Source organism: Arcicella lustrica, from assembly GCF_034930985.1.
In the GTDB taxonomy this organism is placed as follows: domain Bacteria; phylum Bacteroidota; class Bacteroidia; order Cytophagales; family Spirosomataceae; genus Arcicella; species Arcicella lustrica.
Genome location: NZ_JAYGIM010000019.1, coordinates 13541 through 26986, shown reverse-complemented (window position 1 = coordinate 26986; position 13446 = coordinate 13541). Strand labels below are relative to the sequence as shown.

Genomic DNA, 13446 nt, shown 5'->3' with positions numbered 1-13446 from the left:
TTACCCATTCCATTTATTTAGGAAATGGGTATTTCTGTATTCAGGTATAAATGAAAATTGCTTTTTTATCAAAATTGCTAATTATGAATTAATCTTCAGATTCACATTTATTCCTTTCTAATTCCGTAAAATGAGTTGGAGATTCTGGACCTTCCCATTTTCCTCCGTTTACTAAAAATATTTCATAATATAATACCCATTCAACAAGCCAAGGTATAGTGTATTTGTACACTTCTGTCCAAGCCGTCCATTTCATATCAGGGGGATATGAAAGACATAAAGAATGGTCTTCGTACATGTGAATTTCTTTACATGGGTTTATATTAAATGGTTCTACAATTTGACAATGTGGCTCTTTCCCATATATGTAGGTAATTTTTACTTTATAGTTGTCACAATGTTCATTTAACATTATTTGACCGGTGCAAATTAACTTTTTTCGTTCAGAATCAATTTCACATTTTAAAAAAGTGTAATGTTTTTCAATAAGCCTCTTTTGATACTCAAGCATACATACATGATAGTAATTCTTTGGATGTTTTTTTTTACTATTCATAGTGAAAGGAATGTTTTTGATGAGGAACACCAGATGGGTTACTTGAAATATCTCCAGACTTCCCTAAAAAAGCATTCCCTGTATTTACTAATGTTGCTTTGGTTCTTAAATCGTCAATTAATGATGTAGGTTTCATATTTCGAGGTAGAATAGACAAATTACCATTTTTATCTATTTCAATATTAGGTAGTGACAATAAATATTGTGACCAGTCAAATTCAAATTGCGCATAATAAAAGTTTTTCTTAGAGTTCTCAAAAATGTATCGTTTTTCTACTTCTCCTTTGCCATTTCTAACATAATCGAATAGCCGCTCATTAAGTTTTGCAATATCTTTTACGTTTTCCCCAATGACTATTCCATTTGATTTTGCATAAGACTGCATCTTACTGGCAAGGCTTGTGTGTAAGCTGAGAGTTGTTAATTCAGAAACCCCCAATATTCCAAAATTTGCCCATAAAACATCTTTGTCATATCCAAAGTCGATTCCAATTCTTGTTTTAATATCCTCAATACCATCTTCCTCAAAGATGTTTTTCAGGTCGTTTTTAACAAAATATGAGAACATACTACATGCTGTTAACGCTGAGTGAACAGCTTTTTCAGTTGTAATATCTTTGCCTCCAAAATATGCAAATACTCCATCTCCTTGTAATCTTTGTACATGTCCTCCAAGGGCAATACAAGTTTGAATAGCGGCTGTTTGAATTGTATTGGTTATGACATATATTATTTCATGGTCATATTCTTTGAAAAGATTAGTGGAGCCTTTTATGTCTATGAAGACAGATACGATATAATGTTTTTCTGTATCATCAGAATTTTTTAAATGAGCAAAATCTGGATGTATTCCTAATTTTGCTATTTGTAAAGCAGGATTCTCTGCATTTAATATGTCGTTTATCGGCTCTAAATGTAGCTTTGTTTGTTTACTAAAATTTATCTGTTCTTTAATCAAATCCTTCTTTAAATCATGGGACAACCCTGTAAAGTTGGCTTTAGAAAATGGTTGAAATTGTTCTTCTCTATTTTTAGAAAGGGTACTTTTAATTCTGTCTGTGAAATTATTATAAATCATATTACTTTAAATTAAAAATTATAAATGGGATTATTACTAGGACAAAAAAGAATTGAACTAAAATTAAATCACCAGCACATTTTAGCCTTTTAAATTTCATATTTAGTCCATTTGCAAGGGCATGATTTTGATTAATTAAATCCTCTAAAAGCTCATTCCGAGTTTGATTTTTACAACTATCTACATATTCATTAGCAGATATACTTGCCACATCACCAAAAAAAAGTAGTGACTTTCGGCTTGAAGTATTTAAGTAGTTGCTTTTAAGGAATGGATTTAATGATATGATAGTGTAAATAATAGATATTGTGCACGTTATAAGTATTATTATTAATAAAATATAAATAATAATATTACTATTTATGCTTGGTTTAAGTGTTATAAAACTTGCACACATTCCAGATAAAATGAATGTATTAAAAGTAAGATAAAACATCCCTTTATTATTGACACTATCGTAATAATTGTCGTAACGACTGATGTTAAATTGAGTAATATCTATTTGTTCATTAGTTGTTAGCTGGTTGCTCTCTGTTGGAATTGGTGGCATGTCTTTTATCGTGATAGTAGGGTTTATCTAACTATTTGGTTACCTATATATAATTAATACGATTTCTCAAATAGTTAGATATAACTTTCTTTAGATAATACTACTTTTCCTTCCTCACACCTTTAAAAGGAGTGCCGTCTTGTTTGACATCTATGAAACGTCCTGTTTCTGTGTCTCTTTTGACCCATTGGTCTGTTTTTGAATTGTGTGTTTGTGAACGCTCACGGACAGCACCGTGTCGTCCGCCTCCTTTAGCTCCATTTGTTGCCATTGCAAGAATTTGGGTTTAAAATGAAAAAATAATTGATACTGCTTAATGTAAAGGAGGGGAAAAGATATGCAGAGCAGGACAACAGAATTTGGAAAATTCCGTTATGTGAAGTAGTTTTGCAATACTTTTAACCCCAAAGGGCGATTGTACGAGGTGGATTAGCCTCGATAAATCGTAAGTTTCTTAAAGAAAAACGCTCTCAACGGTCGCCAAACTTTATGATGAGTGTTTTTCTTTTTTTTGGTTTCTAATCCTATATTATTTTGTTTTAGTATCTACACAATAAGGGTTAATATAAGCGAAAGCAAGTAATTTGCCAATCTCTTTTTTGTCACACTTTTTTTCTGGTTTCAAGACGTTTTGTCATACTTTTATTTGCATAAATTGAGAAGAAACGCATAGCGATAGTCAACTTTGTCATGATTTTCTTGATTATCTTTCCAAGCTAATTCTTGATGGTTAATCCCCACAATATCTCTTGCTGTTTTGTTTTCAAAAGAATTATATACCTTATTCAGGGTTGCTTGTTCTTCTTCTGTCAAGGATGATGGTTCATTTTTTAGAACTTTATAGACCTCTCCAATATATCCATTAGGAAACTCTTTTGATTTTCTCTCAACATATCCTTCTTCGGCAATATACTCATATAAGCTATCGTATCTTAAAGGTACAGTACCAAACTCAATTGCTTTATATTCTAATCCCATCAGAGCTATACCATAATTGCGATAATGTAAAAAATCAGCATAAAACAGTAGTTTGTTCAATCCTGTCTTAGAAGGATTGAGTTTTTTGATAAAATAGCATATAACCTCTGTTGTTTTACTAATACTTGGTTCTTTATATCCATTTAAGCGACTTGGGTTTAAACTTTCAGCTCCTAAAACATAATTGATAAGCTCATTAAGAAAACATTGATTGTCTTCTTTTGCAATAAGAATATCAATATTTCGAATGACTTTTTCTAACTCTTTACCGTTAAATACTCCGCTTAGTAATACTAGTTTCTTGAATTCCTCTGGGTCGCTTGCAAGCTGTATGAGTCTGGCATTCGATTGGCTCGGCATTTCACCATTTTCATAGTGACGATATACATTTACTCCAAAACCTAAGATTTCTGCCATTTTAGTAGCAGATAGGTTATACTTCTCTCTAATTGTCCGAATCGTTTCAGGAAAGGGCAGTTTATGTTTCTCTCTGTATTGATTATAAACTTGCTTTAAGTTAATTGCATCTACTTCATCATTAGTGAATTCATGTCCTTCATCTTCATAATAATGGTAAACTACCTCAAAATCTTCCTTCCTGAAAGATAAAACCTCGCTGCGTGTCTGAACATCGAGTGTTCTGTCACTAAAGGGACTTGCTAATGGTTTCATGTTTTTTGATGTTTAAATGGATACTTCATAGGGTATTCCGAAAGATGAAACGAAATACAAATGGTCTGCTTGCTTGGATTTCCTAAAGTAATTTTAATATATACTTCTTGGTTTTTAATTCGTTTTCCAAATACCCATAAATCTTTACCCTTATATATTATATCCTCTATCGGACCTTCTGAATAGTCTTCTACGGAAAGTGTCCTAATAACTGTTGTTCGTTCAGCAGGACTTATTTCCAAACTTGCTAATGTTTGAGCGTTTTTTGGTCTTTTATCTAAATAAATAATACCCCAGATTCCTAATTTCAATTGAAAGTCCTTTAAAAAAGTACTGACGTCCTGCTGTGTGACCATTCAGCTATGTAGTTTATGATTACAAAATAAATAAGTGAAAAATTTAAAAACAACTATAAGGTGTTATAAATTTATTTATAATGACAAATATACAACTTTATAGTTGATATTGATAAAATATTTTAGGTGAAAACTTTATATTAGTAAAATCTTTCATTCCACCACCACTTGCCCATTCATCAACATCGGTAATAACCAATCTCGTAATTGGGTGAGTTGCTGGTTTTCTTGTTCAATAGCTATTTGCTTATCTAAAATAGGAGTTATTTTTTCATCTAATAACTTTATCAATCCATCACTTGAAGGTACTGCGATTCTACTTTGTTGTAAATGCTCTTGAGTAATATGTCCCATTGTAGTTTTACGATTTTCAGCCAACATTTTAAAATGCTGCAAGTAATTTACCAACTGATAGTAGTAAAAAGATTTAGGATATTTCTCTGACGTAACTTTAAAAATATGTTGATTTAATGCACCTCTTCCTTTTGCCCAAACTATGACTTCTAAGGATGCAGACCACGAAAATAAAACATCTCCATTTTCAACAATTACTTTTTCTGGTATGTCAACACGTACAAGTTCAGAACTTGCAGAGAACCCGTCTTTCATTTCTCGGATTTTAATAACCCTCAAAGTGTCATCATTTACGGGTCTATACTTTTGACATGCTAATCCATTCGTGTAAGTTGCAATATCTAATAATGTTCCAACTTTCCACCCTTCTGGTATCTCCCTTTTCAAATCTTCACTCCAAACCATTGCACCACCACTACTTTTGTAGGGTTTGCCCTCGGCATTGGGGAAATCAAACTGTACAAACCAATAATCATACAGCGTTTTTGCCATCGCTTCCAATTCGGCATTGATGCGGTTGTTGAGTTCTATTTTGGCATCTAAACTGGATAGGACGGAGGCTATTTTTTGTTGAGTTGGTAGGTCAAAATCTGGAATTAAAAAATCTAATACTTGGCTTTTATCACCTCTTGGCATTTTAGTGCCTTTTGACCCTTTCATAACATGGTCAAAAAAATCGTCTCTAAAAAGTGTATAATACACATATTTAGGGTCGTATGTTTCATGAACATTTAATACTAAAACATCTGGAGAAGCACCACCATTTCGATCTGCAAACCAAATTTTTTTCAAATAAGGACGAATATTACCTATTAAAATATCATTCTTCTGATAGGCTGGCATTGTTCCATCTTGGGGTGGCAAATTTGTTGCTTTACAAATGCCTGCTTTATTTTGTAGTAAATTATCTGTGGTAATATAGGTATCCAGAGTTATATCGGAAATCTTTATTCTCGTATTGGAATATGATGCTATATCATTTAACTTAACATTCTTACTCATATCTCATTCCCTCCAATTGCTTTTGTATTGTTGTTTGCAGGCTTTTTACTTTGTGCATTTTGTTGGTAAATTTATTTTTTTTGTATCTTTGTATAACCTAATCGTTTCGGACGTACTGACAAGGATGGTTTCGTACCTCATAGATCGTAGGTTTTTAAAGCCGTCAAGCCAACTTGTCGGCTTTTATTTTATACATCGTTTGAAAAACTAATCTGCTTAATTTATTCTTTTTCAAACTTGTAATCGTTCTTACTTCTTTCACCACAAAAATTTTATCCTCAATTTTTCTGATAAATTGTATTGTGGGTTTCTGTGAACTATTGGTATTACCCGAAGCCTGTATTTTGTCAGGGTGTAGAAATACTTGTAACATTGTTATAAAATCTTCTTTCATAATTGCCACTTGTCCTCTTTTATTTTCGGAGATAGGATTTCCATGATGTTCTAAAGCATGAATAATTCCATAATTATCAACACACACCCAATGCCCCGAAACATCAATCCCAGTTTCGTTTAAAATCCTTTGACCGAGTTCATCAGGAACAATAAATAAATCTAATTTGCGATGAAATGGTACTGTCGAATTAATACATTCATCATACAATTCAACAATTTTTTGTTTTATTTCTTCGGATATTTCTACCATTCTATTTAGTTATTTGCTCAATTCCGCAGACCATATCTGCGGAATTGTCTTTACTTAAAGTTCCCAAAACTGCGACGCTACGTCGCAGTTTTGGAGACTAAAATTTTACTCAAACCTTAACCCCTCCAATTGCTTTTGTATTTCAGATTCAAGACTTCTTGAATCTGCAAAAAGATTGCTTAAATTACTTTTAAAGCCGTCCATTTTTGCCTTAAATTCATCGGCGGTGATGTCGGTATATTCAATTTTTACTTCAAAGTATTGCCCTGCACTAAAGGAGTAATTCTTTTCGGCAATTTGTTCGTAGCTCAATACTACCGAAAAGTCTTCAACGGCTTCGTGGCGGTTGAAAGTATCAATAATTTTTTGTTCTTCTTCTGGCGAAAGTAGCGTTTTCTGGTTTTTGCCCTCTTTTACAGTTGTCCCCAGTTTCGAGGCATCCATCAATACAATATCGCCTTTGGTATTGGCAGCATCCAAAAACAGAATCGAAACGTTTGTACCCGTAGTCGCAAAAATATTACTTGGCATCGACACTACGCCACGCAACATTTTATTGTTGACTAATTTCTCTCTGATTTTGCGTTCAATCCCACTCTGAGCCGTAATAAAGCCCGTAGGTACTACAACCGCCGCTCTACCTTTGGTAGTCAGCGAGTACATAATATGCTGAATAAAAAGCAAATAAATAGACATTTTGTCTTTGTCTTTATTCGGAATATTCGGAATCCCAGCAAAAAACCGTTCGTGATTGGCTTTAGAATCCAGTTCAGCGTGGTAATCGCTAAAGTCTAATTTAAAGGGTGGGTTTGATACGATGTAGTCGAACTTCATCAACTTTTCTCCTTCTTTGTGATACGGCTCTTTGATGGTATTACCCTGAATGATATTTTGAATAGAGTGTACAAGGTTATTCAAAATCAAGTTAAGGCGAAGCATTCCTGATGATTTCTGAGAAATATCTTGCGAGTAAATCGTACAACGGTCTTCACCAATAGCATGAGCCAAATTCATCAATAGCGTTCCAGAACCAGCCGAAGGGTCATAGCAAGTCACATTTTTGACAGGAGCATCTACCAAAATATCAGCCATGATTTTGGCTACTGCGTGGGGTGTATAATACTCTGCATATTTACCGCCACCATCTTTGTTATAGTCTTTGATGAGGTATTCAAAGATGGTAGAAAAGAAGTCAAACTTTTGTTCAAAAATGCGTTCAAAACTAAAATTGACTAATTGATTAACGATGGCACGGCAAAAAGCATCTCTTTGTGAACTATCACTGATATAATTACTGAGTTCGTCAAAAAGGGTAATTTTAGCTCCAGTACCAGTTTTTACAGAGAAAATATCATTATTGAAAATAGCAATATCACGGAGGGTATTATCAAAATACTTAGCAAACTCTTCTTGATTTTGGCGGTCGAATAGGGTAGATAAAAAATGGTCTCTTTTGAGTTTGGCACTATCGGGGTTGAGTGTCATCAAAAGCATTTCGTATTCATCTTCCGAATACAAAGCAATGGCTTTTTCCCACTTCTCCGCATTTTTTAGGTTTTCATCAATTTGTTTGACATCATAGCCAAACTTATCATTCATAAATTTATATAGAAATACTTGCGTAATGATTTTGAACTCGTTGCCATCATTTCCAAGTCCATAAGACGTACAAACGCTTTTTAGTCCATCAATTAATTCTTTTGTTTTTACTGTAAAATCTTGTACTACCATTGGGTTTTTCCTGAAAATTCGTTGAGATACTCTTTCACAACTGCTTTATTGACAAATCGTGCTGAGTCCGGGTCTAATTTAATACTGGTTTGTTTAAAGCCTTGAATGACTGTTTTCAATACCATTTGTTCAAAGTAATTTTCATTATTGAGCATTTTGGTATTGAGTAATACTTTATCATCGGCTTCTTGTTTTACGTTCATCAGTGTTTCGTAGATTTCTGATTCTCTTTTTGAGATACCACCACGTTCTATGATTCTTTTGTGTACACGTACGTACTTATCGTCATTTTGATATTTGGCTTTTAATAAATTATTCTTTCTGTTGAGTTCAATCGCTTTGTTGTAGATGATTCTTAAAGCACCAATATTGGCTTTCATTTCATCTTGCGTTACTTCATCAAATTTCTTTTCCTTAAACAGTCTTTTCAATTCATCGTACAAAGATACGAACTCTGGGTCTTTAGGGTCAAAATTCTGTGCTAACTCTTCACGAGTTTTCCTGAGTGAGTCTTTTAGCTGGTCTGCTAATACCAATTCATTTTCGGAAACTTTCCGAAACATAAACAGGATGTTTTCGAGGGCAACATTCAGTAGATTAGTGTTTTCGCTGCCGTTTTCTAAGGCTTCTTTTTGGTTGAGCGTAGCTACATGAGCTTCCGCTACTTTATAAAGGTCGTTAAAAAGATGAAAATCTGTTTTTTCTAATAAGTCAAAATGACCGTATAAACGGATGAGGTTATAGATGTTTTTTAGATTAGCCAAAGCCTTTCTGATTTCAAGAACCTCTTTTTTATCTTGGATTTGCTGAATTTGTCGTGAAAAAAGCTCACGATTTTTCAAGTCAAAGTGAAAAAGCAATTCTTTGATTTCCTTAATTTCAGCTTCAATCTCTTCTTTTGATTTAAAGAGATTATTGTAAGTATCTATTTCATCGCCCAATTCTTGCTGGAGTTCATCAAAATAGGCTTTGTTGGTTGCATCAAATTCTTTTTGAATATCAGCAAAATCCACCACAAACCCGAAACGAAAGTCTTTATAAGGACGATTCACCCGAGTAAGCGTTTGTAAAAGATTATGGTCTTTGATGATACGCCCCATGTAAAGTTTTTTCAAACGTGGAGCATCAAAACCAGTCAGTAGCATATTGAAAACAAACAGAAAATCAATCTTTCCTTCTTTAAAGTCTTCAACTTGCTTTTTTCTTTCATCTTTAGTACCAGCATCATGTAAAATCAAAGCCGCAGACAAGGCTTTAGGCGACTGATAAAAAAGAGGCTTTTCAGCAGCTAAACTGTATTGGTTCGGAAACTGAGCCTCAGAAACAGTTTGAGGAATTACATATTTTGCTTGGAATATTTCATAGAGCTTTTCAGCCTGCTCCGAACTATCACAAACTACCATTGCCCCAATGTTTTTCTTTCCAAACTTCACTTGGCTATCATTAAAGTCCTTAACGATGTATTCCAGCATTGGCTCCACAAAACGCTCATGGGCATAGATTTGCTTTTTCTCAAGCCCACCTTTCATAATATCCAAATCTTTTAGTACTTGAGCCAATTGCATTTTATAGCTTGTTTCAATACCTTCCCGAATGAGTTTAAGGGTATAACCATCAGCAATAGATTGGTTATAATAGTATTTATGAATATAATTCCCGAAAGTATCTTTTGAACGACGGTCAGTCGCAATCAAAGGCGTTCCTGTTAGCCCAATAATAATTGCGTTTTTATCTGCATTAAAAAGATTAGCCAAAAAGCTACCAGTAGGATTATAACTGCGGTGTACTTCGTCTAAGAAATAAACCCTTTGGGTATTGAGGTCATAATCGTTAGTTTTGAGAATGTGAGTTTCTTCTTTAAATTTCTGGATGTTTACAACCGTAACCTCTCGCTGACCAGTAGAATTATGAATAGCTCTTTTGGCTTGAAAGTCTTTGAGCAATTCTTCTTTTGAATTAACGGTATGGACAATTAAACCACGACATGAAAACTCACGCTTGGCTTGTTCCAGTAAATCAATTCTATCAACGATAAAATAGAATTTTGGAACGATATTTTTACGTTGGAAATAGTCAGTTAAGTAATGCGTATTGAAGAAGGCTAAGGCTGTTTTTCCACTGCCTTGTGTATGCCAAATGATACCTTTTTTCTCGCATCTGTTAATAATAGCTTCAATTGCTTTGGTAGCAAACAACTGAGGATAACGCATAATATGTTTTTCTATGCCTCTTTCTCCTTTGATATAAGCAATTCCAAATCGGAGAATGAACGAAAATCTTTCAGGCGAAAACAGCGAAGTAAGGATTCTATTAGTAGGAGTATTGGGTTCTTTGTTACTAATAAATTCGTCAGAATGTTTAATGACAGACAGGTTATTGTCTTTTAAAACAATATTTTCTAAATCATCATTTTCAGGTAGGAGTAAGGAATCAAGATTGAGTAAATGTTCTTCTTTGAACGTATTTACTCGTACTTCACTATATGAGCTTGTTGCATAAAATGCACCCTGAATCGGTACTATCGACTCAGCGTCATACTCCATATTATTAGAGAAAACGACTAATTGAAACTGATTGATGAACTTTCTGAACTTACTATTCTGATTCCGTTTAGTTTTCATTCGCTCCGTTTCAGCCATAATACCACGTTCATTATCAGGCTTTTTTACCTCAATAATTGCCAAAGGCATACCATTGATAAACAAGGTAATATCTGGTCGAAATTCATCCTCTCCATTTTTGAAAGTATATTCAGTAACGACATGGAAAGTATTATTTGAGAAGTTTTTGAAGTCAATCAATCTAATGCCAGAAGTGGCGGTAATTGCCTCATAAAAAGCTTTACCTAAATCCTCATTTTCGAGGATTAAAGACAAATCTTCATATAATCTTTTGATGTGTGAAGATTCTAAATCAGGGTTGATTTTCTGAATACTTTCGGAGAAGACATCCGTAAGAATATTGGTATTTTCATCACTTACTAAATTTTTCAGCGATAAATATCTAAAACCAAGTCTGCAAAGATGTAGTATGGCTGGTATTTTAACACGTGTATTTTCATTGAACGCCATTAGAACGAAGTTTTATAATTGGCAGAATTATGTATAATTGATAATTTATCAAATGTAAAACAAAAAAAGCCAATAGCCATACTGGAGAGTATTCCTATGGTAAATGGATCTGGAGATTTTTAATGATTGGATAGGAGGGGAGTAAGAGAATTTGCTGCTGTATTTACGAATATTTAGATTAACAATCGCTTTAGCATAGCTTAAGCTTACACAATTAGATGATTTAGCAAATAATTTTAAAAATAATGCTCCTACTTTAGTGGAAAGTAGGAGTGTTTAACAAACTTTGAAACAGATTTAGGCACCCTCCCTTTATTTCTTGTTTTAGAAAAGTTTAATCTAATAGTTTATGTTTTTTAAAAGATTCAGTCATCATATCAAGTATTGAATTTGCAATTTTACCATTGATAATCACTCTGCATCCTACCCAAAGTAATACTTTTTGTAGAGATGTATAAGTAGCAAAATTTAAGATTACTTTTTCAATACGTTTTTTAATTTGACTTTTATAGGACTGTAAATAATTCACTTTTACAGTCGGCCACTTTTGGTTATTCACAAAGGTTGGCATGTACATACGTTTCGTAGATTCTGTGAAAATTGGAATAATTTGTAAACGTTTTTCTCCTTTATCATTAATAGTGATATAAGGAGTTTTATCTTTTACATTGGCATACCCATTCACAAAAATCTCATTTGTTGTATGTAAAGGCACTGTGAAATAATCTCTTAAGAATTTTTCACAATTTCCTCTTCCCAAGAAATAATCATGAATCCTGAATTCTTTACTGACAAACCCTCCAAAACCTCCCAAAGAGCCACAGGCAATAGCTTTTTCTCCTTCAATTCGTTCATCATTTTTAGTGTCATATCTTACTGGTGCAATTAAAAACTGTCCTGCTCTGTTAGAACCCTTAGTGTCGATTAAAGTACTAGATTTTATTCTTGATTGATCAATTAAAGCTCCTAAAGTATTTCCAATAACAGACTTTAACTCTGTACTACTATTAAAATCTACGGTTTGACTCGGGAATGGGTCAATCATCAAAACTGTACTTTTAAATTTGTCAAAACTTTGGTAGTCCTCAATGCTATCCTGTTTGGTAATGTCTGTCAAAATATTTCTTACATTTTCAAAAGGCTCATTGTTTACAGTGCCTCCATCCACATTTACTGTTGTGTAAGGCTTTGTAGTAGGAAATGGCATTTTAGCATCTTTTGTAATATAATCAAACCAATTAAGATCATTCATATATTTTGCATCACGAGTTACTGTTCGGGCTTTCAAGCCAACAGGGAAAGCACCAGTAGCGATAGCGGCATCTTTAACAATACGGGTATTAATTTTTTTATTGAAGTTTAGAGGAATCCAGCCATCATTACTATAATCAGCTTCTGATTCGGCAAGTTTAAAACAAGCGAAGTCGCTATGATTGGTAATGATGTATGTACTGTCTTTAGAGGAATCAGAATTAAACACTACGTTAAAATCCATCCCTTTTAAATTAACAAGAGTAGTAAATACTTTTAATTGCTCGGCTATATATGTTCGATGTATTTTTTCATCAGATGCCTCAATGGCTCTATCAGCAATTTTTTCTATAAAATCTGCATTCAAAACTGATTCCAATTCACCATTTTTAATATCACTAGTATCCAATAATACTTTCAACATATCATCAGAGATTAAATCGACCCAGCTATGATAAAATTTATTGCTTACTTTGGGTTTAAGAAGATTATCATTTTCATCTTTAAATACCTCTCTGACGGGATTAATAGATTCACGAATTGCTGAAGCAAAAATTACACTTGTCATACCACCAGCAGATGCTCCACCAGTTACAGGAATCTCAACCTTGTGTGAAGGTACGTTTGAATCTCCACTTGCTCTTCTTTTTTCCCACTCTTCCAAAGCTTCAATTAAATAATCCATTACTCCAGCCGTATAAGCTCCAGCAGAAATAGCTCCAGCCATACAAAGACCTACTCTAAAAGTGTTATCTTGATTGTCCATTATATTAATGTTTTAAGTAAGTAATTGGTTATACCTCTAATACTTCGTTAAATCGCAATTTTTTAATTTAAAGGAGAGAGATTGAAAATCTGTTTAACAATATATGAGTAATTGCTAATATAATTTTTATCATACGTATTCTACGTTATTTGTTCTTTATTAAACTTTATAATCCTGTTTTTTGATTACTCAATCTTAAAAAACTATTTTTTAAATCTTTCAAATAAAAAACACTGATAATTAATCTGAATTAAAGTTTATGTCTTTATTCAACTACTTAGTTGAATAGAATTAGTCTTACATTTTGCAACTCCATTCTTTCCCTAAAAATAGCAACTTTCGAGCTTATTTTCAATCTGTAATTTTTACTACAAATTATATTTTCTGCATTTATCACATAGTGATACCAAATAATAAATTTATGACATAATTAAC

11 protein-coding genes are annotated in these 13446 nt (G+C 33.1%); all 11 read right to left on the bottom strand.

Annotated features, from left to right (window positions below; translation table 11 throughout):
- Positions 1-88: 88 nt before the first annotated feature.
- Complete coding sequence (locus VB798_RS21740) at positions 89-556, bottom strand: hypothetical protein (protein WP_323689349.1); 468 nt, start codon at positions 554-556, stop codon at positions 89-91.
- Complete coding sequence (locus VB798_RS21735; RefSeq protein WP_323689348.1) at positions 549-1634, bottom strand: adenylate/guanylate cyclase domain-containing protein; 1086 nt, start codon at positions 1632-1634, stop codon at positions 549-551. Before VB798_RS21735 ends, VB798_RS21740 begins: the two co-directional genes overlap by 8 nt.
- A 1-nt stretch (position 1635) precedes the next feature.
- Positions 1636-2184 (bottom strand): Pycsar system effector family protein, encoded by a 549-nt coding sequence (locus VB798_RS21730; RefSeq protein ID WP_323689347.1) that lies wholly within the window; start codon positions 2182-2184, stop codon positions 1636-1638.
- 100 nt (positions 2185-2284) lie between these two features.
- Positions 2285-2455 carry a hypothetical protein gene (locus VB798_RS21725; RefSeq protein WP_323689346.1) on the bottom strand — a complete coding sequence of 57 codons (171 nt, stop codon included), beginning with the start codon at positions 2453-2455 and terminating at the stop codon, positions 2285-2287.
- A 371-nt stretch (positions 2456-2826) separates the two neighbouring features.
- Positions 2827-3834, bottom strand: coding sequence for a type II toxin-antitoxin system antitoxin SocA domain-containing protein (locus tag VB798_RS21720; RefSeq protein WP_323689345.1), 1008 nt, complete (start codon positions 3832-3834; stop codon positions 2827-2829).
- Complete coding sequence (locus VB798_RS21715; protein WP_323689344.1) at positions 3831-4190, bottom strand: hypothetical protein; 360 nt, start codon at positions 4188-4190, stop codon at positions 3831-3833. Before VB798_RS21715 ends, VB798_RS21720 begins: the two co-directional genes overlap by 4 nt.
- Before the next feature lie 153 nt (positions 4191-4343).
- A complete protein-coding gene (locus VB798_RS21710) occupies positions 4344-5546 on the bottom strand; it encodes a restriction endonuclease subunit S (protein ID WP_323689343.1) in 1203 nt (400 codons plus the stop codon).
- 163 nt (positions 5547-5709) lie between these two features.
- Entirely contained in the window at positions 5710-6192 is a 483-nt protein-coding gene (locus VB798_RS21705; RefSeq protein WP_323689342.1) for a PBECR3 domain-containing polyvalent protein, read from the bottom strand.
- Between the two features lie 105 nt (positions 6193-6297).
- Positions 6298-7923, bottom strand: coding sequence for an HsdM family class I SAM-dependent methyltransferase (locus VB798_RS21700; protein WP_323689341.1), 1626 nt, complete (start codon positions 7921-7923; stop codon positions 6298-6300).
- On the bottom strand, positions 7917-10994 hold the full coding sequence (locus tag VB798_RS21695) for a type I restriction endonuclease subunit R (protein WP_323689340.1): 3078 nt from the start codon (positions 10992-10994) through the stop codon (positions 7917-7919). The genes VB798_RS21700 and VB798_RS21695 overlap by 7 nt, the downstream gene beginning before the upstream one ends.
- A gap of 334 nt (positions 10995-11328) precedes the next feature.
- Positions 11329-13011, bottom strand: coding sequence for a patatin-like phospholipase family protein (locus VB798_RS21690; RefSeq protein ID WP_323689339.1), 1683 nt, complete (start codon positions 13009-13011; stop codon positions 11329-11331).
- Between the last annotated feature and the right edge of the window lie 435 nt (positions 13012-13446).

Coding starts and splice junctions, on each gene's coding strand:
- VB798_RS21690 (WP_323689339.1), bottom strand. CDS start 13,011: ATGGACAATCAAGATAACACTTTTAGAGTAGGTCTTTGTATGGCTGGA.
- VB798_RS21715 (WP_323689344.1), bottom strand. CDS start 4,190: ATGGTCACACAGCAGGACGTCAGTACTTTTTTAAAGGACTTTCAATTG.
- VB798_RS21735 (WP_323689348.1), bottom strand. CDS start 1,634: ATGATTTATAATAATTTCACAGACAGAATTAAAAGTACCCTTTCTAAA.
- VB798_RS21710 (WP_323689343.1), bottom strand. CDS start 5,546: ATGAGTAAGAATGTTAAGTTAAATGATATAGCATCATATTCCAATACG.
- VB798_RS21705 (WP_323689342.1), bottom strand. CDS start 6,192: ATGGTAGAAATATCCGAAGAAATAAAACAAAAAATTGTTGAATTGTAT.
- VB798_RS21700 (WP_323689341.1), bottom strand. CDS start 7,923: ATGGTAGTACAAGATTTTACAGTAAAAACAAAAGAATTAATTGATGGA.
- VB798_RS21725 (WP_323689346.1), bottom strand. CDS start 2,455: ATGGCAACAAATGGAGCTAAAGGAGGCGGACGACACGGTGCTGTCCGT.
- VB798_RS21695 (WP_323689340.1), bottom strand. CDS start 10,994: ATGGCGTTCAATGAAAATACACGTGTTAAAATACCAGCCATACTACAT.
- VB798_RS21730 (WP_323689347.1), bottom strand. CDS start 2,184: ATGCCACCAATTCCAACAGAGAGCAACCAGCTAACAACTAATGAACAA.
- VB798_RS21720 (WP_323689345.1), bottom strand. CDS start 3,834: ATGAAACCATTAGCAAGTCCCTTTAGTGACAGAACACTCGATGTTCAG.
- VB798_RS21740 (WP_323689349.1), bottom strand. CDS start 556: ATGAATAGTAAAAAAAAACATCCAAAGAATTACTATCATGTATGTATG.